The sequence below is a fragment of the Aquincola tertiaricarbonis genome, assembly GCF_023573145.1.
GTDB classification, from domain to species: Bacteria; Pseudomonadota; Gammaproteobacteria; order Burkholderiales; family Burkholderiaceae_C; genus Aquincola; species Aquincola tertiaricarbonis_B.
Window position 1 is genome coordinate 56,602 of record NZ_CP097636.1, and the last position, 20,138, is coordinate 76,739.

The following is a 20,138-nucleotide window of genomic DNA, read 5'->3' on the forward strand; positions in this document are numbered from 1 at the left end:
CGCGGCATGGCCTTGGCCGCCGCAGGGCTGCTGGGACAGTTACCGGCATCCGGCGGGTTGAACTGTATATTCGTACAGTGGACCTGCAAAGCAAACTCGCCATCCTGGCCGACGCGGCCAAGTACGACGCCTCGTGCGCCTCCAGCGGCACCGACAAGCGCCATTCGGTGGGCGGGCGCGGCATCGGCTCCACCGAGGGCATGGGCATCTGCCACAGCTATGCGCCCGACGGCCGCTGCATCTCGCTGCTGAAGATCCTGCTCACGAACCACTGCCAGTACGACTGCCTGTACTGCGTCAACCGCAGTTCCAGCAACGTGCCGCGGGCGCGCTTCCGCACCGACGAATTGGTGCAGCTCACGCTCGACTTCTACCGCCGCAATTGCATCGAAGGCCTGTTCCTCAGCAGCGGCATCATCAAAAGCCCCGACTTCACGATGGAGCAGGTGGTGGAGGTGGCCCGCTCGCTGCGCGAGGACCACGACTTCCGCGGCTACATCCACCTCAAGACCATCCCCGACGCCAGCGAAGAGCTGCTGGCCCGCGCCGGCCGCTATGCCGACCGGCTCAGCATCAACATCGAGATGCCCACCACCGAGGGGCTGAAGGCGCTGGCGCCCGAGAAGGACGACCTGGCCATCAAGCGCTCGATGGCGCGGCTGCGGCTGCACATCGACGACGGCAAGGAAGCCGCCAAGCCGGTGCCCATCCGGGTGCTGCCCGGCGCCCGGCCGCGGCCGGCCAAGGCGCCGCGCTTTGCGCCCGCAGGGCAAAGCACGCAGATGATCGTCGGCGCCGATGCCACCGACGACCAGCACATCCTGGCCACCAGCGCCCAGCTCTACGGCAGCTATCGGCTGCGGCGGGTGTACTACTCGGCCTTCAGCCCCATCCCCGATGCCTCGCGCGGGCTGCCGCTGCAGGCGCCGCCGCTGATGCGTGAGCACCGGCTGTACCAGGCCGACTGGCTGATGCGCTTCTACGGCTTCGCGCACGACGAGATCGTGCCGCGCGGCCAGGGCCTGCTGCGGCTGGACGTCGACCCCAAGCTGGCCTGGGCGCTGGCCCACCGCGAGCAGTTCCCGGTCGACCTCAACACCGCCCCGCGCGAGCTGCTGCTGCGGGTGCCGGGCCTGGGCGTCAAGGCCATCGACCGGCTGCTGCAGTCGCGCCGCGTGCGGCGCCTGCGCGCCGACGACCTGCCGCGGCTGCATGTGCCGCTGAAAAAGGTGCTGCCTTTTGTGCTGGTGGACGGCCACCGCCCCAGCGGCGACCCGGTGCTGCCCACTCCCGCCGCTGCACCGCCGCGCGCGCTGCCGGTGCAGGCCTCGCTGTTTGCCTGAAGGGTGGGGCTTTGGCCGCGGACCACCGCATCGTGCTGGACGGCCCCGCCGACGTGGCCGGCTTCCGGCGTGAGGCGCGCCAGCTGCTGGCGCAGCAGGTGCCGCCGGCCCGGGTGCAGTGGCAGGCCGGGGGCGACACTGCGAGCGGTGCAGGTGGCACCGCCGGCTTGTGGGACGCGCTGGACGAGGCGCCTGCCTCTGCGCCCGAGCGTGCGCCGGCCGCTGCCGCCGTCCCCGCCCCCGAAGCCCCCGCCGTGCGCGTGCCGGTCGCCTTCGTCGAGCTGTGCAACCAGGTGCTGCTGCACCGCGAGCCCGGCCGCTTCGCGCTGATGTACCGGCTGCTGTGGCGCCTGGTGCATGAGCCGGCGCTGCGCCACGACCCGCTGGATGCCGATCGGCTGAAGGCAGCCGAACTGGCGGCCGCGGTGCGCCGCGACATCCACAAGATGCGCGCCTTCGTGCGCTTTCGGCCGGTGGGCGACGACCGCCACGTGGCCTGGTTCGAGCCCGACCACCACATCGTCGAGGCCAACGCGCCGTTTTTCATGCGGCGCTTCGCGCAGATGCGCTGGGCCATCCTGACGCCCGAGCGCTGCGTGGAATGGGACGGTGAGCAGCTGCACTTCCAGCCCGGCGCCGACCGCAGCAACGCGCCGCCGGCCGACGCCGGCGAGCAGCTGTGGCTCACGTATTACGAACACATCTTCAATCCGGCGCGGCTGAAGCTGGCCATGATGGTGCGCGAGATGCCGCGCCGCTACTGGCACAACCTGCCCGAGGCCGCCTTGATCGCCCCGCTGGCCGCCAGCGCCGCCGCCCGCAGCGAGGCGATGGTGGCCGCGCCCGCGACGCCGGCGCGCAGCACCCGCACGCTGCACATCCAGCGCGCAGACGCGCCGCCCCCCGGCGAGGCGCCACGCACGCTGGAGGCGCTGAAGGCCGCCACCAACGCCTGCACGGCCTGCCCCATCGGCGCGCTGGCCACGCAGGCGGTGTGCGGCGAAGGGCCGGTGGGCGCCCAGCACATGCTGGTGGGTGAGCAGCCCGGCGACCAGGAGGACCTGGCCGGCCGCCCCTTCGTCGGCCCGGCCGGCCAGCTGCTGGATGGCGCCCTGCGCGAGCTGGGCTGGCCGCGCCAGCAGCTGTACCTGGCCAACGCGGTCAAGCACTTCAAGTACGAGCTGCGCGGCAAGCGGCGGCTGCACAAGACCGCCGGGCAGCGCGAGGCCCAGGCCTGCGGTCAGTGGCTGGCCCATGAAATCAACCTGGTGCAGCCGCAGGCCCTGGTGGCGCTGGGCGCTACCGCCGCCCGTGCGTTGCTCGGCCGCGACGTGGCGGTCGGCCGTGAGCGGGGCCGCTGGCTGCATGAACGGGCCGACGGGCGGCCGGTGTTTGTAACGCTGCACCCTTCCGCGCTGCTGCGCCAGCCGCCATCGGAGCGCGAAGCCGCCTACGCCGCTTGGCTGGAAGACCTGCGGCGTTGTCGGGAAGTTGCTTTCGAGCCAAGTTTGCCCGCCGCCACCACCCCTGATTGAGTGGATCTCGCCCGCCGGAGGGATGGCTGCCACACCCGGATGCGCATTACTGCGCAGGGCGCACGGTCACAGGCCTGGCCCGCCCGGGCGCTTGTACTTCATTCAAGGCCTTGTAGTAAATTGTGTGAAGCCTAGGATGCCGGTCCCACACCGCGCCGTTCGGGCTGCGCCAGGCCTCTTCCGGCCTGCCGCTCGCCCGGGCCCACGGCCCGGCGCCACCACAAGACAGCGAATCACAAGGGGCTCTGCGTTGCGAACTTCTTCCATCTCCCAAGGGCGTGCCTGGCGGCTTTCATCTGTACTCGCTCTGGCCGCCGTGCTGCTGGCGGGATGTGCCGGAATGTCGGGCAAGTACCCCGCCGCGCCGGCTGAAGCGGGCACTGGCGACTACGCCTACGTCATCGGTGCGGGCGACACGCTGAACATCATCGTCTCGCGCAACCCCGAGCTGTCCATGAGCGTCCCGGTGCGTCCGGACGGCAAGATCTCCGCCCCGCTGGTGGACGAACTGGTGGCGCAGGGCAAGACCTCGGTGCAGGTGGCCCGCGACATCGAGAAGCAGCTCGAGAAGTACATCCGCGATCCCGTCGTCACGGTGGTGGTGACGAACTTCGTCGGCCCCTACAGCGAGCAGGTGCGCGTGGTGGGTGAAGCTGCCCGCCCGCAGTTCCTGCCCTTCAAGCAGAAGATGACGCTGCTGGACGTGATGATCGCCGTTGGTGGCCTGACCGACTTCGCCGCCGGCAACCGCGCCACCATCCTGCGCGGCTCCGAGGGCAACAAGCAGTACGCGGTTCGCCTCAAGGATCTGATCAAGGACGGCGATATCTCGGCCAACGTCGAGATGAAGCCGGGCGACATCCTGATCATCCCGCAGAGCTTCTTCTGACCTCTGTGTGCAGGCGGTAGCAGGAATTCGCGATGCATGAACTGATTGAGCAAATCGCCAACGTCACCCGCGGCATGTACAAGTACCGCTGGCAGGGCGTGCTGGTGGCATGGATCGTGGCGATCGCCGGCGTGATCGTGGTGCTTCGCATCCCCGACCAGTACGAGGCCAGCGCGCGCATCTTCGTCGACACCCAGTCGATCCTGAAGCCGCTGATGTCGGGCCTGGCGGTGCAGCCCGACGTCAACCAGCAGGTGACGATGCTCAGCCGCACGCTGATCACGCGGCCGAACGTCGAAAAGCTGGTGCGCATGGCCGACCTGGACCTCGAGAACGGCACCCGGCTCGAGCAGGACGCGCTGGTCGACCACCTGATGAAGACGCTGCAGATCAAGAGCGCCGACCGCGACAACCTCTACCTGCTGTCCTTCCGCGACTCCGACTCCGAGCGCGCCAAGCGCGCCGTGCAGTCGCTGGTGTCCATCTTCGTCGAGTCCAGCATGGGCGCCAGCCGCAAGGACACCGACAGCGCCAAGGTGTTCATCAACGAGCAGATCAAGAGCTACCAGCAGAAGCTGGAAGAGGCCGAGGCGCGGCTGAAGGAGTTCCGGTTGAAGAACATCGACATGCAGTTCGCCGACGGCAAGGACGCTGCGACCCGCCTGAACGAGCTCAGCGCCCAGCTGGAAGCCGCCCGGCTGGAATTGCGTGAGGCGGAGAACGCCCGCAATGCAGCCAAGGCAGCGCTGGCGGCCGAAACCAGCGGCCAGAGCAACATGGGTTTTGCCACAGGCCAGAGCTTGTTGGACGAGTCGGCGGTCACCGTCTCCACGCCTGAGATCGATGCTCGCATCGAGTTCCAGCGCAAAAACCTGGATGCGCTTCTGCAGCGATTCACCGAGCAGCACCCGGAGGTGATCAGCACCCGCCGCCTGCTCAAGGACCTGGAGGCGCAGAAGGTGGTGGAGGTGGCCAAGGCCCGCAAGCGCGCGGCCGCCGTGCCCAGCATCGCCGGTAGCAACAGTGGCGTCTCGCCTGCGACGCTGGAAATGAGCCGTGTACTGGCCTCGTCCGAGGTGCAGATCGCGGCGCTGCGTGCCCGCGTGTCCGAGTACGAGTACCGCTACAACGACGCGCACTCCAAGATCCGCATGTCGCCCAAGATCGAGGCGGAGGCCGCGCAGCTGAATCGCGACTACGCGATCCACAAGAAGAACTACGAGGACCTGGTGGCCCGCCGCGAGGCTGCCGCGATGTCCGGCGACCTGGACGTGGCCTCCGGCATGGCCGACTTCCGCCTGGTGGAGCCGCCCCGCGTCTCGCCCAAGCCGGTGTCGCCCAACCGCCTGCTGCTGCTGCCGGCGGCGCTGGTCCTGTCCCTCTTTGCAGGCGTGTTCACCGCCTTCGCGGCCAGCCAGCTGCGGCCGGTGTTCCACCGCGCGGCCGAGGTGCGGGCCAAGATCGAGCTGCCCTTCCTGGGCGTGGTCTCGCTGATCCAGACCGAAGCCGATCGTCGGCGCGAGCGGGTCGACCTGCTGCGCTTTTCTGCGGCCAGTGCCGGCCTCGTCGTCGTTTTCCTGGGCGGCATGTTGGCGGTTTCGATGATGGCGGGTCGCTGATCATGAATGGCAGCCTCATTGAACAAGCGGCCCAGCGCCTGGCCCAGTTGCGGCAGGCCGGCGTCGAGATTCCGCACCTGCCCCAGGCTGTGCCCGGAGTGGCCGACACGCCGGCCCCGGCCGCTGAAGCACCTGTGCCGCCGCAGCCCGAGCCACGCACCCTGTCTCGCAAGATCAACCTGGACCTGGAAGCGTTGCAACGCCAAGGCGTGCTCACCCCCCAGGCGCCGCGTTCCACCGTGGCCGACCAGTACCGGGTCATCAAGCGGCCGCTGATTCGCAACGCCATGGGCAAGGGCGTGTCCACCATCACGCACGGCAACCTGATCATGGTGACCAGCGCGCTGGCAGGCGAAGGCAAGAGCTTCACCTCCATCAACCTGGCGATGAGCATCGCCAACGAGATGGACCACACCGTGATGCTGGTGGACGCCGACGTGGCCCGGCCTTCGCTGCCGCGCATGCTGGGCGTGCCGCAGGGGCCCGGCCTGCTGGACGTGCTCAACGGTTCGGCCGACATGCGCGACGTGCTGCTGCGCACCAACGTCGAGAAGCTGACCGTGCTGCCCAGCGGCGACCCGCATCCGCGCGCCACCGAGCTGCTGGCCAGCGACGCGATGCGCCACCTGCTGGACGACATCGCCACCCGCTACCCCGACCGCATCGTCATCTTCGATTCGCCACCGCTGCTGCTGACCACCGAATCGCGCGTGCTGGCCACCAACATGGGCCAGATCGTGATGGTGGTGCATGCCGACAAGACGCGTCAGTCGGACGTGCAGCATGCGCTGTCCACCATCGACAACTGCCCGGTGCGCATGCTGGTGTTGAACCAAGCCCGCACCGCCTCCACCGACGGTTATGCCGCGGGCTACGGCTACGGCTATGGGGCCGGTTATGGCTACGGCTACGGTTACGGCGACCAGGACCGGGGCGAGCCCGCCGCTGCGGCGCCGCAGAAGCCTTCCGGGGCTGCGGCGTGAAGGTGCGGCGAGCGAGCGAACGCGCCCTTCGGTGTGCCCAGGCCTTGACCGCGGTAGCGGCCTGTTGGGTGCCCTGCATCGGCTATGCGCAAACGTCGGCCGCGGCCGACCCTGCAGCGCCCGGCCAGGGCGTGCGGGTGTTCTCGATCTCGCCTTCCGCCAGCCTGCGCGAGACCTGGACCAACAATTACCGTCTCACCCCTGAAGCCCAGAGCGACCTCGTCAGCGAGGCCTCGCTCGGGTTTCGTGCGGTGGCCAACGGCCGGCGGCTGCGTGGTGCGCTGGACTATTCGGCCACGGCGCAGGGCTATGCACGGCATTCCGAGGACAACGACGTGCAGCACACGCTGTACGGCAACGGTACCGCCGAGCTGCTGCAGGACCGGGTCTTCCTGGACGCACGGGCCTCGGTGGCGCAGCAGCAGGTGTCGGCTTTCGGCACCACGTCCACCGACAACGCGCTGGCCAACCGCAACCGCACCGAGGTGCGCACGCTGTCGCTGTCGCCCTACCTGCGTGGGCCGCTGGGCTCGTCGGCGCAGTACGAGCTGCGCTTCAACCGCGACACCACCAGCAACTCCAGCTTCGGCGTGGGCAACTTCACCAACAGTGGTTGGCAGCTGCAGATGCAGGGCGGTGAGTCGCGCCGCACGTCCACCTGGTCGCTGACCGCCAATTCGCAGAAGGTGGACTACGACGAGGGCAGCACCAGCCAGACCGAGCTGCTGCGCGGCACGCTGAGCCTGCCGCTCACCTCGTCGATCACGGCCACCGCCATTGCCGGTGCCGAGCGCAACGACCTGCGTTCGTCCGAGATGGAAACCTCCAGCCTCAGCGGTGCCGAGCTGGCCTGGGTGCCGAGCGAGCGCACCAGCCTCACGGCGCGCGTGGAAAAGCGCTACTTCGGCACTTCGCACGCAGTGAACTTCTCGTTCCGCACGGCGCGCACCGTCTGGACCTTCACCGACAGCACCGACGCCTCGACGTCCAGCTCGAGGTCGGGATCCGGCCAGGGCACGGTGTATGACCTGCTGTACACGCAGTTCGCCTCGCAGTTTCCCAGTCCGGCAGACCGTGACGCCGCCGTGCGCAGCTTCCTGGCGCTGTATGGCATCAATCCCAACAGCGTGGCCATCCCTGGCTTTCTCACCGCTTCGCCCACGCTGCAGCGTGCACGGGCGCTATCCCTGGCGCTGATGGGGGTGCGCACCACGGTGATCTTCCAGGCATCCCAGAGCAGCACCCAACAGCTGCGCCGGGCCACCGACACCGGCGACGACCTGGCCGGCAACGGCACGGTGCGCCAGCGGGGCTTCACCACCAGCGTGTCGCACCGCCTGACGCCCAGCACCTCGGCCAACAGCAGCCTGAGTTGGCAACGCACCGAGGGCGATGACGATCGACGCAGTTCGCTGCGCAGCGGCAGCGTCGGCCTCAGCACCCAGCTGGGTCCGCGCACGCAGGCCCAGCTTTCGGCCCGCTACACCCGGTCGAACGGCTCGTTTTCTCCCTACACGGAGCGCGCCGTCGTGGCCACGCTCGGCTACCAGTTCTGACCATGTACGAAGCCTTCTACGGGTTGAGCAACAAGCCCTTCCAGCTCAATCCTGATCCCAGTTTCTACTTCGACAGCAAGCAGCACCGTCGCGCCAAGGCCTACCTCGAGTACGGCGTGATGCGCAACGAGGGTTTCATCGTCATCACCGGCGAGGTGGGCGCGGGCAAGACCACCATCCTGCGTGGCCTGCTCGACAGCCTGAACCGCAGCGACGTGGTGGTGGGCCAGCTGGTCACCACGCAGCTGGACGCGGAAGACACCCTGCGCATGGTGGGCGCGGCCTTCGGCTTCCAGGTCAAGGGCGTCACCAAGTCCGAGTTGCTGATCACGCTGGAAGCCTTTCTGATCGGCCAGGCCAGCCAGGGCAAGCGCTGCCTGCTGGTGGTGGACGAGGCGCAGAACCTGTCGCCCCGCGCGGTGGAGGAACTGCGCATGCTGTCCAACTACCAGCTGGGCACGCAGGCGCTGCTGCAGAGCTTCCTGGTCGGCCAGCCCGAGTTCCGCGAGATCCTGCAGCGGCCCGAGATGGAGCAGTTCCGCCAGCGCGTGGCGGCCACCTGCCACATCGGCCCGCTGGACCTGGAAGACACCCAGCACTACATCGAGCACCGGCTCAAGTGCGCGGGCTCCACCGGCCAGCCGGAGTTCGAGCCCGAAGCCTTCCAGGCCATCTTCAATGCCAGCCAGGGCATTCCCCGCCGCATCAACGCGGTGTGCGACCGCCTGCTGCTGCTGGGCTACTTGAACAACAAGACGCTGCTGACCGTGGCCGACGTCGACGAGGTGGTCAAGGAATTCGCCCGCGAGGGCGGTGCCTCGGCCTCGATGCCGGTGGCCCGACCGGCCAGCGCGTCTGCCCTGGGCGGCGCGACGCTGCCGGTGGAGCAGGTCGGGCCGCTGGGCGACGTGGACATCGACCCGTCGAAGCTGGCGCTCAGCGCCGAGGCGGCCGAAGGCATGTCACGGCAGCTGGATACGCTGGCGGCTCAGGCCCATGGCGACCGGCTGCAGCGGCTGGAACGCAGCCTGCTGCGGCTGGAGCGCATCAACCTCGAGACGCTGTCGCTGCTGCAGCGGCTGGTGGGCGCCTTGAAGACCCCGAACGACGGCAGCGAGCGCTGAGAACCCGAGCAAGGAAGTACCGCGATGCAGCCCACCGCCATCACCAACGCCCTGACCATCGACGTGGAGGATTACTTCCAGGTCTCGGCCTTCGCGCCCTACATCCGGCGCGACGAGTGGGACGCCCGCGAGTGCCGGGTGGAAGCGAATGTCGACCGCATCCTGGCGATGCTGTCGCGTCGCGGCACCCAGGCCACCTTCTTCACGCTGGGCTGGGTGGCCGAACGCTACCCCGCGCTGGTGCGGCGCATCGTCGAACAGGGCCATGAACTGGCCAGCCACGGCTACGGCCACCAGCGCGCCAGCGAGCTGTCGCCCGAAGCCTTCAGCCAGGACATCCGGCGCGCCAAGGGCATCCTCGAAGACCTGTCGGGCCGGCCGGTGCTGGGCTACCGCGCGCCGAGTTTTTCCATCGGCGAGGGCAACCTCTGGGCCTTCGACAGCCTGGCCGAAGCCGGCTACCGCTACAGCTCCAGCGTCTACCCCATCCAGCACGACCACTACGGCATGCCCGATGCGCCGCGCTTCGCGCACGAGGTGCGGCCGGGCCTGCTGGAGATCCCCGTCACCACGCTGCGGGTGATGAACCGCAACCTGCCGTCCAGCGGCGGCGGCTACTTCCGCCTGCTGCCCTATGCGCTGTCGCGCTGGATGCTGCGGCAGGTCAATGCCGGCGACCAGGCCTCGGCCATCTTCTACTTCCACCCCTGGGAGATCGATGCCGGCCAACCGCGCGTGGCCGGCATCGATGCCAAGACCCGTTTCCGCCATTACGTGAACATCGGCCGCATGGAACGCCGGCTCGAGCAGCTGCTCGCCGACTTCCGCTGGGGCCGCATGGACCAGATCTTCCTGGGTAGCTCGACCCATTGACGCCACCCATTGACCGCCATGCTCAAGATCCGTCGGCTGGGGCTGCGTGACGCTGCCGGCGCCGCGCGCTGGGACGCCTTCGTGCAGGCCTGCCCGCAGGCCACCTTCTTCCACCGTTCAGGCTGGCAGCGGCTGCTGCACGAGGTGTTCCGCCACCAGACCTTCTTCCTGTGGGCCGAAGACGAGCACGGCATCCGCGGCGTGTTGCCGCTGGCCCATGTGCACAGCGTGATGTTCGGCCAGTCGCTGGTCAGCCTGCCCTTCGCGGTCTACGGCGGCGTGGCCGCGCTGGACGAAGCGGCGGCTGAGGCGCTGGAGCAGGAGGCGCAGCAGATCGCCCGCCGCCTGGGCGTGGAGCATCTCGAGATGCGCAACGTGCAGCGCCGCCATGACGACTGGCCGCTGCAGGACCTGTACGTCACCTTCCGCAAGGAGATCCTGCCCGACGAAGAGGCCAACATGCTGGCCATCCCGCGCAAGCAGCGCGCGATGGTGCGCAAGGGCATCAAGAACGGGCTGCAGGCCAGCATCGATCCCGGCATCGACCGCTTCTTCGCGCTGTACGCCAGCAACGTGCACCGCCACGGCACGCCGGCCATGCCGCGGCGCTATTTCCAGGCGTTGCTCGAAACCTTCGGTGCCGATGCCGAGGTGCTCACCGTCACCACCGCCGAGGGCCAGCCCATCAGCAGCGTGCTGAGCTTCTACTTCCGCGACGAGGTGCTGCCCTACTACGCCGGTGACGACGAAGCTGCGCGCGACCTGGCGGGCAACGACTTCAAGTACTGGGCGTTGATGCAGCGCGCCTGTGCGCGCGGGCTCAAGGTGTTCGACTACGGCCGCAGCAAGCAGGGCACCGGCTCCTATGCGTTCAAGAAGAACTGGGGCTTCGAGCCGGCGCCGCTGCACTACGAGCACCGCCTCTACAAGCGCGACGCGGTGCCGCAGAACAACCCCAGCAACGCCAAGTACCAGCTGCTGATCAAGACCTGGCGGCGCATGCCCATCGGCCTGGCCAACCGCCTGGGCCCGTTGATCGTGCGCAACCTGGGCTGAGCTGCGCCCTGCTGCCATGGCCAACCTGCTGTACCTGGTGCACCGCCTGCCGTACCCGCCCAACAAGGGCGATAAGGTGCGTTCGTACCACCTGCTCCAGCACCTGCTGGCCGGTCACCGCGTGTTCCTGGGCACCTTCGTCGACGACCCCGACGACCAGCAGCACGTGCCCACGCTGCAGGCCTGGTGCGCCGAGGTGTGCGCCGAGCCGCTGCAGCCGCTGCCCGCCAAGCTGCGCAGCCTGGCCGCGCTGGCCGAGGGCCAGCCGCTGACGCTGCGCTACTACCGCAACGCCCGGCTCGACCGCTGGGTGCGCGAGGTCTGCCAGCGCGAGGCCATCGATGCGGTGATCGTGTTCTCGTCGTCGATGGGCCCGTACACCCGCCACGCCGTCGGCGTGCCGGTGCTGGTGGACCTGGTGGACGTGGACTCGGCCAAGTGGACCGAATACGCCCGCAACCGGCCCTGGCCGATGTCGTGGCTCTACCGCCGTGAGGGCCAGCGCCTGCTGGCCTACGAGCGCCAGATCGCCGCAGCCGCCCACAGCACCTTCCTGGTCACCGAGAAGGAAGCCGAGCTGTTCCGCCGCCTGGCGCCCGAATGCGCCGGCCGCGTGCATGCGGTGGGCAATGGCGTGGACGCCGACTTCTTCGCGCCCGATGCTCAGCGCGCCTCGCCTTATGCGGCGGGCGAACTGCCGGTGGTGTTCACCGGTGCGATGGACTACTGGCCCAACGTCGATGCGGTGGTGTGGTTCGCCACCGAGGTGCTGCCCGCGCTGCGCCAACGCTGGCCGGCGCTGCGCTTCCACATCGTCGGCCGCAGCCCCACACCCGCGGTGCAGGCGCTGGCGGGCGAGGGCGTATCGGTCAGCGGCACGGTGCCCGATGTGCGGCCCTACCTGCAGCATGCGCTGGCGGTGGTGGCGCCGCTGCGGCTGGCCCGTGGCGTGCAGAACAAGGTGCTGGAAGCCATGGCCATGGCCCGGCCGGTGGTGTGCGCGGCCTCCTGCGCCGAGGCCATCGCGGCCGAGCACGACCACGACCTGCTGGCGGCCGAGCAGGCCCCCGACTACGTGGCCCAGGTCGGCCGCCTGCTGGAAGCACCGGCGCTGGCGCAGCAGCTGGGTGAAGCTGGCCGCCGCTTCGTGCTGGCCCGCTATGGCTGGGCCGCCCGGCTGGCGCCGCTGGACCGCCTGCTGGCCGAGGCGCTGCAGGCCCGCGCGCCTGCAGCGCCTGCCGAGGTGGTGTCGGCATGAGCGCCGTTCCCGTCGCCCACGATTCGGCGCCCGCAGAGCCCAGTGCACCCGGCTGGCGCGAGGCCGCTGGCGCCATGGTGGCCTACCTGCTGCTGGTGCTGCTGGCCTACCGCGGCACCGGGCTGGCGATGGTCGCCATCTGGGAGCGCTCGGCCACCTTCACCCATGCCTTCCTGGTGCCGCCCATCGTCGCCTGGCTGGTCTGGCGCCAGCGCGACGTGCTGCGCCGGCTGACGCCGCGCGCGGTGCCGGCCATGGTGCCGGTGCTGGTGCTGCTGGCCTTAGCGTGGTGGCTGGGCGACCTGGCCGACGTCAATGCGGTCATGCAGCTGGCCTTCACCGCGCTGCTGGTGGCCGGCGTGCCGGCGCTGCTGGGCTGGCAGGTCACGCGGGCGCTGATGTTCCCGCTGGCCTTCCTGTTCTTCGCGGTGCCGATCGGCGAGTTCATGACGCCGGTGCTGATGCAGTACACGGCCGACTTCACCGTGGCCACGCTGCGGGCCTCGGGCATCCCGGTGTACCGCGAAGGGCTGCAGTTCGTCATCCCATCGGGCCGCTGGTCGGTGGTGGAAGCCTGCAGCGGCGTGCGCTACCTGATGGCTTCGTTCATGGTGGGCAGCCTGTTCGGCTACCTGAACTACCGCAGCCAGCGGCGGCGCTGGGTGTTCTGCGCGCTGTCGCTGGTGGTGCCTGTGCTGGCCAACTGGCTGCGCGCTTACCTCATCGTGCTGGTGGGCCACCTGTCCAACAACGAAATCGCCACCGGGGTCGACCATCTGGTCTACGGCTGGCTGTTCTTCGGCATCGTCATCACCGCGCTGTTCTTCATCGGCGCGCGCTGGTCCGAGGCCGACGCGCCGGTGGCCGACCGGGTGCAGGCCGTGGGTGGCCAGCGTGGCCGGCCGTCCGCCGGTCGCCTGCTGGTGGTGGCGGTGGCCTCCGCGGCCGCGGTGGTGTGGCCGGCCTGGCTGCAGACGCCCGACAGCCTGCCCGCCGCGCCGCCGCGGCTGGCGCTGCCCGAGCCTGCCGCGCCGGTGTGGCGCAGCGTGGACACGCCGCTGACCGACTGGCGCCCCGCCATCGTCGGCGCGCGCGCCGAGCGCAGCGGCACCTACGCCGGCCCGGCCGGTCGCGTCGGCTTGCACCTGGCCTATTTCCGTCAGCAGCAGGAGGGCAGCAAGGCCGTCAGCTCGCTCAATGCGCTGGTCGACCCCAACGACACCGCCTGGCGGGCCGAGCCGCTGGGGGCGGCCGACACCTCGGGCGCGACCGCCGCTGTGGCCCGGGCCGGCTGGCGGGCCACCGAGGTGGTGGGCATGGGGCCGCCCGTGTCCGGCGGCCGCCCCGAGCTGCTGGTGTGGCGCACCTATTGGGTGGGAGGGCAATTCGTCGGCAGCGACGTGCAGGCCAAGCTGCTGCAGGCGTGGGTGCGCATGCGCGGCGAGCCTGACGACGCCGCCATCGTGGTGCTGGTCACCGACGCACCCGAGGCCGACACCGTCGCGCGGGCGCAGGCCAGCCAGCGCCTGGCTGCCTTTGCCGCCGCTCACCAGGACGCGCTGCTGCGTGCGCTGGACGATGCACGGCGCACGCGCTGACGCCGCGTACACCGCGACCCGGAGCGCCGAGCCCGCCGATGACTGAGATGCCGTCGACCCTGGCGCACACCTCGAGCGGCGGCGACGAGCGGCCGCTGGTGCTGCACCTGATCTACCGCTTCGACACCGGTGGACTGGAGAACGGGGTGGTCAACCTCATCAACCATCTGCCGGCATTCCGGCATGCGGTGGTGGCGGTGACCGAGATCACCGCTTTCAAGGAACGGGTGCAGGCGCCCGGCACGCAGTTCATCGCGCTGAACAAACCCCCCGGCCAGGGCCTGTGGCTGTATCCGCGCGTCTTCCGCCTGCTGCGCGAGCTGCGCCCGGCGGTGCTGCACACGCGCAACCTCGGCGCGATGGAGTTCCAACTGCCGGCCTGGGCCGCGGGCGTGCCGCTGCGCGTGCACAGCGAGCATGGTTGGGACGTCAACGACCTTGGCGGCATCAGCCGCACGAATCAGCGCCTGCGCCGGCTCTACGGCCCGGGCGTGCACCGGTTCGTGGCCTTGTCCAGGGCCATCGAGACCTACCTCACCGGACCGGTGGGCTTTGCCCCCGAGCGGGTGCTGCGCATCTGCAACGGCGTGGACACGACGCGCTTCGCGCCGTCCGCCGACGTGCCGGTGGCCTGGCCGTATCGCCGCGGTGAGCACCTGGTCATCGGCGCCGTGGGCCGCATGCAGGCGGTCAAGGACCCCCTCAATCTGGTCGATGCCTTCCTGCAACTGCGTGCGCTGTGCCCCGCCGATTGGCCGCGGCTGCGCCTGGCGATGCTGGGTGGCGGCCCCTTGCTGGAAGCCGCGCGCGAGCGCCTGGTCAGCGCCAGCGCCGCCGACCGGGCCTGGTTGCCGGGCGACCGCGGCGACGTTGCCACGCTGCTGCCGCAGTTCGACCTGTTCGCGCTGCCGTCGCGGGCCGAGGGCATCAGCAACACGCTGCTGGAGGCCATGGCCTGCGGCTGTGCGCCCGTCGCGACCGAGGTGGGCGGCAACCCGGAGTTGGTTCAGGACGGTGCCAACGGGCTGCTGGTGCCGCCGTCCGACAGCCAGGCGCTGGCCCAGGCGCTCGCGAGACTGGTGCGCGATCCGGCGCTGCGGCAGCGCCTGGCGCAGGCCTCGCTGGCGCGCGCGAACGCGGAGTTCAGTCTCCAGGGCATGGTGGCCGCCTACGGGGCGCTTTACGCCTCGGCTAACCTGCGGCAAACACCCAGCGGCGAGACACCCAGAAGTTGAATCCCATCGCGACGATGGAGCCCACCGCCACACCGGCCAGCAGCTGCAGCGGACGCGTGCCCAGCACGCGCACCACAGCCAGGTAGCAGCCGATGTTGATGGCGGCGCCCGCACTCGTCAGCACGACGTAGCGCAGCCAGCTGGAGGCGCGGGCAGGCGTGCGCGCCTGGAAGGTGAACTGGTGGTTCAGCCACCAGCCTGCCGTGGCGGCGACGAGGAAGGCCAGCACCCGTGCCGGCGCCTCGCCCAGCCCCAGCTGCTGGTGGAAGAGCAGCGTCAGGCTGGCGTCGACCAGGAAGCCGACGCAGCCCACCAGACCGAAGCGCAGCAGCTGCGAGCGCAGCAGGGTGCTCCGCAGGTGGTTCAAAGCTCCCATCGCGGCATCTGCAGGTAGAGCAGCCGTTTGATCTCCTGCCGCCCGCGTGTGACCGTCTCCAGGATCACGCCGGCGATGAAGAACAGGAAGGCCAGGATCATGATGCCCGTCGACAGGATGGCCGTTGGGAAACGGGGCACCAGACCTGTCCTCAGGTACTCCAGCACCACGGGCGTGGCCAACCCGGCGGACAGCAGCGCCAGCAGGGCCGCCAGCACCGAGAAGTAGGCCAGCGGGCGTTCATGCTTGTACAGCTGCAGGATCAGCCGCAGGATGCGCCAGCCGTCGCGGTAGGTGGACAGCTTGCTGGCCGATCCTTCGGGCCGCGCGCCGTAGGGCGTGTTGATCTCCGTCACCGGCATGCGCAGCTCCAGTGCGTGCACGGTCAGCTCGGTCTCGGTCTCGAATCCCTTGGACAGCGCCGGAAACGACTTCACGAAGCGGCGAGAGAACGCGCGATAGCCGGACAGGATGTCCGTGAAGCTGCGCCCGAACAGCTTGGCGACGACGCCGGTCAGCATCGCGTTGCCGAACACATGGCCTGGCCGATAGGCCTCGGTCTGCGTATGCGTGCGGCAGCCCACGACCATGTCGAACTGCTCGGTCAGCAGGGTCTGCACCATCTTCGGGCCGCTGGCTGCGTCATAGGTGGCGTCGCCGTCCACCAGCAGGTACACATCGGCCTCGATGTCGGCAAACATGCGGCGCACGACGTTGCCCTTGCCCTGGCGACGTTCGACGCGCACGATCGCGCCGGCTTCGCGGGCGACCTCGGAGGTGCGGTCCTTCGAGTTGTTGTCGTAGACGTAGATGGCGGCCTGCGGCAGGGCTGCGCGGAAGTCCTTGACCACCTGGGCAATGGCGACCTCTTCGTTGTAGCAAGGGATCAGCACCGCCACGCGCGGCGTGGGGTCCAGGGCGACGTCCATGGGGTAGTCCTTAGCGCACTTCATAAAGGGTGACTTCGTAGCTGGGCGTCAGGATCCGCCGGCGGATGTCGGCCGGCAGCCGTTGCGCCAGGCCCAGCGAGTTCAGCAGTTGTCCCACCGGTTTTGCCGGTCCGACCAATTGTTCCGTCGACACCCAGCTGGGCTGTCGCCGGAAGGCCGAGGCCACGTCCCGGCAGCGCAACTGCGCGGCGCATTGCTCCACGCGTATCGGGCTGTAGAACACCCGGTCACCGGGCCTGGCCGGCGCGGTGGACACGGTCTGGGTGGCAACGCCTGCGATGCGGAAGAAGCCCTGTGCGCGTTCGAAGGTCTCGATGTCGGTGTGGATGGGTTGCTGGGGGTGCGACCTCACCCAGTCCACCAGCGCCTGCTCGATCGCGCGGGGCTGCGTGTTCTCGACCGACAGGCACAGCATGTTGACTGCCAGCACGGCAGCCATGACGCCGCCGGCCAGCAGCCTGCGCCGCACGGACCAGAGCCGGGCCACCCACCAGGCCGTCAGCACGGCGGCGACCCAGGCGGGCACGAGCAGGTAGCGCGGCACGAGATACAGCTTGGGATTGGCCCCGACGAACACGAACGCGATGACACCAAGGCCCATCAGGCGCATCAACAACTGGCGATCCTTGCCCTGCGGAAGCCGCCAGGCGTGCCAGGCGGCGACGACGCCGGTCCAGAACAGCAGGCCGTACTTCTGCGAGACGAACAGGGCCAGAAGGGGGTCCAGCAGCACATGGACGCTGAGGTTGCCCTCCTTGTCGATCCAGCCGCCGCTGGCCGCGACGCGCTGCACCTCGGCCACGCGGTTCACCGGGTCGTGGTTCAGGTCCAGGCTGAACCGGTACATCGGGTCGCCCGTCATGACGGTGAGGTAGGCCCACTCTGACCCGACGACCAGGGCGAAGCCCAGCACCGCCCACGGCATGCGGACGCGCGCAGGGCGCCCTGCCAGCCAGGCGGTGATGGCGAAAGCCAGCAGCGCTCCGGCGGCCGTCTGGCGATTGATCCAGGCCAGGCCCGCCAGCAGACCGGCGAGCAGCCACAGCCGGGCTGAGCCTGTCCGACCGTCTTCCCGCGGCTCCAACGCCGCCGTCAGCACCCAGAAGGTGGTGCCGATGAAGAACAGTTCGGAGACGTCCGGCGCGAGGTAGGTCGAATTGACCACCATGCCCGAAGTCGTCATCGCGAACAGTGCAAACCCGGCCGCGACCGCAAAACCGAAGTGGCGGTGCAGGGCCCACACCTGCACGGCGACAAACGCCACGAAATAGACCAGCGTGGGCAGTGCCACCGAAAACAGGCTCAGGCCCAGCGTGGAGATCGACAGCGCGGTGGGCAGCGTCAGGGTGTGGCGCAGCGTCCAGTGGCTGTTGCCGACGTAGGGACTGTGTTCCAGCCACCCCGTGGCGCCGAGCAGGTAGTTGGCGTCATCACTGGCCTGGTAGCCGACAAACACGCGCCATTGCATCAGCACCAGGCCCAGCGCCAGAAGGACGTAAACGGTCCACAGGGTGGCAGTGGACGTCGGGCCGCTGGGCCGGGGGTGCGAGATACGGGATGACGTCATGAATGGGCGTAGGTCGCAGTGAAAATGGGTCGCGGGCGGCGTTGGGGTGGTCGCCTTCTGCGCGCAGCGGATCATCGCGGATCGGCATTGTGGCGCCTGTGACCGGCCCCCCCAGTTCAAGGCTGCGAGCGTGCGCGATATCACAAACACGACAGTGGTGGCAGAGTGGAGGGCGCAGCGTCGGTAAGAATCCGTCGTTTCGTGCGACCGGTTCCGTGTCTGCACGCCCCAACCTTGCATTACCAGGCCCTACCCATGTGCGGCATCACCGGTCTGTTCGATACCCGCAGCATGCGCCTCCCCGAGCGCGAACGCCTGCACCGGATGAATGAATCGCAGCAGCACCGCGGGCCGGATGAGGGTGACCTGCACATCGAACCCGGCGTCGGCTTTGGTCACCGGCGGCTGTCGGTCATCGACATCGCCACCGGCCAGCAGCCCATCTTCAACGAAGACAAGTCGGTCGCCCTGGTGTTTAACGGCGAGGTCTACAACTACCTGGAGCTGATGGACGAGCTGCGCGGCCACGGTTACGTGTTCCGCACCAAGAGCGACTCCGAGGCCATCGTGCGTGCCTGGGAGCACTGGGGCGAGGACTGCGTGCACCACCTGCGGGGCATGTTCGCGTTCATGGTGCACGACCGTCGCCGCGATTGCCTGTTCATGGCCCGCGACCGCCTGGGCGTCAAGCCGCTGCACTATGCCGTCACCGACGACGGCTGGCTGCTGTTCGGCTCCGAGCTCAAGAGCCTGGTGGCCCATGGCGGCCTGCGGCAGGACATCGATCCCCGCGCCGTCGAGGCCTACTTTGCACTGGGCTACGTACCCGACCCCTGGACCATCTACCGCCAGGCGCACAAGCTGGCGCCTGGCCATCGCCTGCTGGTCAAGCGCGGCCAGCCGCTGGGCGAGCCGCAGCGCTACTGGGACGTGCGCTTCACCCTCGACGCCAAGCTGGATGAACAGGAAGCCGCCGAGGAGCTGCGCCGTCGCCTCACGGAGTCGGTCAAGCTGCGGCTGAAGGCCGAGGTACCGCTCGGCGCCTTCCTGTCCGGCGGGGTGGACTCGAGCGCCGTCGTCGCGACGATGGCCCAGCTGGACGGTCAACCGGTCAACACCTGCTCCATCGGCTTCGACGATCCCAAGTTCAACGAGACCGAGTTCGCGCAGATGGTGGCGGACCGTTACCGCACCCGCCACCGTGTCGAGACGGTCGGCAGCGATGACTTCGGGCTGGTGGACATGCTGGCCCACCTGTACGACGAGCCTTATGCCGATTCGTCGGCCATTCCCACCTACCGCGTCTGCGAGCTGGCCCGCAAGCATGTGACGGTGGCGCTGTCCGGCGACGGCGGCGACGAGAGTCTGGGCGGCTACCGTCGCTACAGGATGCACATGATGGAAGAGCGCATGCGCAGTGCTTTTCCACTCGCGCTGCGCAAGGGGGTGTTCGGGCCGCTGGCACGCCTTTATCCCAAGGCAGACTGGGCGCCGCGAGTGTTCCGCGCCAAGACCACCTTCCAGGCCATCGCCCGCAACTCGGTCGAGGCCTACTTCAACACCATGGGCCTGGTGCGTGACCCGCTGCGCCAGCAGCTGTTCAGCGACGGCTTCAGGCGCGAGCTGCAGGGGTGGCATGCCAGCGAGGTGTTCCACCAGCATGCCCGCCGTGCCGGCACCGACGATCCGCTGGCGCTGATCCAGTACCTGGACATGCACACCTACCTGCCGGGCGACATCAACACCAAGGTCGACCGCGCCAGCATGGCCCACAGCCTGGAGGTGCGGGAGCCGTTGATGGATCACGAGCTGGTCGAATGGGTGGCGACGCTGCCCTCCGACCTGAAGCTGCGGGGCCAGGAAGGCAAGTACCTGTTCAAGAAGGCGCTGGAGCCGATGCTGCCGCACGATGTGCTGTACCGGCCCAAGATGGGCTTTGCCGTACCGCTCGCGCGGTGGTTGCGCGGCCCGCTGCGCGAGCAGGCCCGTCAGGCGCTGCAGCACGGCGCGCTGGCGCAGACCGGCTGGTTCAACCCCGGCACCGTGGCCCGCTTGCTGGACCAGCACGAGCGCGGGGCGATGGACCATGCCCAGCCGCTGTGGGTGCTGCTGATGTTCGACGCCTTCCTTCGCAATGCCGGCCTGGGCACGACCACGGCCCGCATCGCTGCCTGAT

General features: G+C 69.1%; 16 protein-coding genes. 13 read left to right on the forward strand and 3 right to left on the reverse strand.

All coding sequences use genetic code 11. The features are described 5' to 3' along the window. Positions 1–77: 77 nt before the first annotated feature. The 12 genes from MW290_RS14545 (at position 78) to MW290_RS14600 (ending at position 15,069) form a co-directional block, all read left to right on the forward strand. Positions 78–1,343, forward strand: coding sequence for a putative DNA modification/repair radical SAM protein (locus MW290_RS14545; RefSeq protein WP_250198440.1), 1,266 nt, complete (start codon positions 78–80; stop codon positions 1,341–1,343). Between the two features lie 11 nt (positions 1,344–1,354). Further along, positions 1,355–2,878 (forward strand): UdgX family uracil-DNA binding protein, encoded by a 1,524-nt coding sequence (locus tag MW290_RS14550; protein ID WP_250198441.1) that lies wholly within the window; start codon positions 1,355–1,357, stop codon positions 2,876–2,878. Positions 2,879–3,218: 340 nt separating this feature from the next. Next, on the forward strand, positions 3,219–3,767 hold the full coding sequence (locus MW290_RS14555) for an XrtA/PEP-CTERM system exopolysaccharide export protein (RefSeq protein WP_250198442.1): 549 nt from the start codon (positions 3,219–3,221) through the stop codon (positions 3,765–3,767). Between the two features lie 32 nt (positions 3,768–3,799). Beyond that, positions 3,800–5,386: an XrtA system polysaccharide chain length determinant gene (locus MW290_RS14560; RefSeq protein ID WP_250198443.1), complete on the forward strand. Its 1,587-nt coding sequence runs from the start codon at positions 3,800–3,802 to the stop codon at positions 5,384–5,386. Between the two features lie 2 nt (positions 5,387–5,388). Further along, positions 5,389–6,369 carry an XrtA-associated tyrosine autokinase gene (locus MW290_RS14565; protein ID WP_250198444.1) on the forward strand — a complete coding sequence of 327 codons (981 nt, stop codon included), beginning with the start codon at positions 5,389–5,391 and terminating at the stop codon, positions 6,367–6,369. A 44-nt stretch (positions 6,370–6,413) separates the two neighbouring features. Then, on the forward strand, positions 6,414–7,925 hold the full coding sequence (locus MW290_RS14570) for a TIGR03016 family PEP-CTERM system-associated outer membrane protein (protein ID WP_250198445.1): 1,512 nt from the start codon (positions 6,414–6,416) through the stop codon (positions 7,923–7,925). A gap of 2 nt (positions 7,926–7,927) precedes the next feature. Next, on the forward strand, positions 7,928–9,049 hold the full coding sequence (locus MW290_RS14575) for an XrtA/PEP-CTERM system-associated ATPase (protein ID WP_250198446.1): 1,122 nt from the start codon (positions 7,928–7,930) through the stop codon (positions 9,047–9,049). A gap of 24 nt (positions 9,050–9,073) precedes the next feature. Next, entirely contained in the window at positions 9,074–9,922 is an 849-nt protein-coding gene (locus MW290_RS14580) for an XrtA system polysaccharide deacetylase (RefSeq protein WP_250198447.1), read from the forward strand. An 18-nt stretch (positions 9,923–9,940) separates the two neighbouring features. Further along, complete coding sequence (locus MW290_RS14585; RefSeq protein WP_250198448.1) at positions 9,941–10,978, forward strand: FemAB family XrtA/PEP-CTERM system-associated protein; 1,038 nt, start codon at positions 9,941–9,943, stop codon at positions 10,976–10,978. A gap of 16 nt (positions 10,979–10,994) precedes the next feature. Continuing rightward, positions 10,995–12,236, forward strand: coding sequence for a TIGR03087 family PEP-CTERM/XrtA system glycosyltransferase (locus MW290_RS14590; protein WP_250198449.1), 1,242 nt, complete (start codon positions 10,995–10,997; stop codon positions 12,234–12,236). Next, positions 12,233–13,834, forward strand: coding sequence for an exosortase A (xrtA, locus tag MW290_RS14595; protein ID WP_250198450.1), 1,602 nt, complete (start codon positions 12,233–12,235; stop codon positions 13,832–13,834). Before MW290_RS14590 ends, xrtA begins: the two co-directional genes overlap by 4 nt. Before the next feature lie 38 nt (positions 13,835–13,872). Beyond that, positions 13,873–15,069 (forward strand): TIGR03088 family PEP-CTERM/XrtA system glycosyltransferase, encoded by a 1,197-nt coding sequence (locus tag MW290_RS14600; RefSeq protein WP_250198451.1) that lies wholly within the window; start codon positions 13,873–13,875, stop codon positions 15,067–15,069. On the opposite strand, the gene MW290_RS14605 is transcribed toward MW290_RS14600, so the two are convergent. From MW290_RS14605 to MW290_RS14615, 3 genes are read right to left on the reverse strand one after another with little or no spacing between them, the layout of a single operon-like run. Continuing rightward, positions 15,026–15,436: a GtrA family protein gene (locus tag MW290_RS14605; RefSeq protein WP_250198452.1), complete on the reverse strand. Its 411-nt coding sequence runs from the start codon at positions 15,434–15,436 to the stop codon at positions 15,026–15,028. The two genes, MW290_RS14600 and MW290_RS14605, sit on opposite strands and share 44 nt — an antisense overlap. Beyond that, the gene (locus tag MW290_RS14610) at positions 15,433–16,374 is read right to left on the reverse strand and encodes a glycosyltransferase (protein WP_250198453.1); all 942 of its coding nucleotides are present in this window, start codon (positions 16,372–16,374) and stop codon (positions 15,433–15,435) included. The genes MW290_RS14605 and MW290_RS14610 overlap by 4 nt, the downstream gene beginning before the upstream one ends. Positions 16,375–16,384: 10 nt before the next feature. Next, complete coding sequence (locus MW290_RS14615; protein ID WP_250198454.1) at positions 16,385–17,962, reverse strand: glycosyltransferase family protein; 1,578 nt, start codon at positions 17,960–17,962, stop codon at positions 16,385–16,387. Positions 17,963–18,217: 255 nt separating this feature from the next. On the opposite strand from MW290_RS14615, the gene MW290_RS14620 reads away from it, so the two are divergent. Beyond that, positions 18,218–20,137: an XrtA/PEP-CTERM system amidotransferase gene (locus MW290_RS14620; RefSeq protein WP_250198455.1), complete on the forward strand. Its 1,920-nt coding sequence runs from the start codon at positions 18,218–18,220 to the stop codon at positions 20,135–20,137. The last annotated feature ends 1 nt before the right edge of the window (position 20,138 follow it).

Bases quoted from the DNA above. Each gene is read 5' to 3' on its own strand.
- MW290_RS14600 (WP_250198451.1), top strand. From the start codon at position 13,873: ATGACTGAGATGCCGTCGACCCTGGCGCACACCTCGAGCGGCGGCGAC.
- MW290_RS14615 (WP_250198454.1), bottom strand. From the start codon at position 17,962: ATGACGTCATCCCGTATCTCGCACCCCCGGCCCAGCGGCCCGACGTCC.
- MW290_RS14575 (WP_250198446.1), top strand. From the start codon at position 7,928: ATGTACGAAGCCTTCTACGGGTTGAGCAACAAGCCCTTCCAGCTCAAT.
- MW290_RS14565 (WP_250198444.1), top strand. From the start codon at position 5,389: ATGAATGGCAGCCTCATTGAACAAGCGGCCCAGCGCCTGGCCCAGTTG.
- MW290_RS14585 (WP_250198448.1), top strand. From the start codon at position 9,941: ATGCTCAAGATCCGTCGGCTGGGGCTGCGTGACGCTGCCGGCGCCGCG.
- MW290_RS14560 (WP_250198443.1), top strand. From the start codon at position 3,800: ATGCATGAACTGATTGAGCAAATCGCCAACGTCACCCGCGGCATGTAC.
- xrtA (WP_250198450.1), top strand. From the start codon at position 12,233: ATGAGCGCCGTTCCCGTCGCCCACGATTCGGCGCCCGCAGAGCCCAGT.
- MW290_RS14590 (WP_250198449.1), top strand. From the start codon at position 10,995: ATGGCCAACCTGCTGTACCTGGTGCACCGCCTGCCGTACCCGCCCAAC.
- MW290_RS14555 (WP_250198442.1), top strand. From the start codon at position 3,219: ATGTCGGGCAAGTACCCCGCCGCGCCGGCTGAAGCGGGCACTGGCGAC.
- MW290_RS14620 (WP_250198455.1), top strand. From the start codon at position 18,218: ATGTGCGGCATCACCGGTCTGTTCGATACCCGCAGCATGCGCCTCCCC.
- MW290_RS14610 (WP_250198453.1), bottom strand. From the start codon at position 16,374: ATGGACGTCGCCCTGGACCCCACGCCGCGCGTGGCGGTGCTGATCCCT.
- MW290_RS14580 (WP_250198447.1), top strand. From the start codon at position 9,074: ATGCAGCCCACCGCCATCACCAACGCCCTGACCATCGACGTGGAGGAT.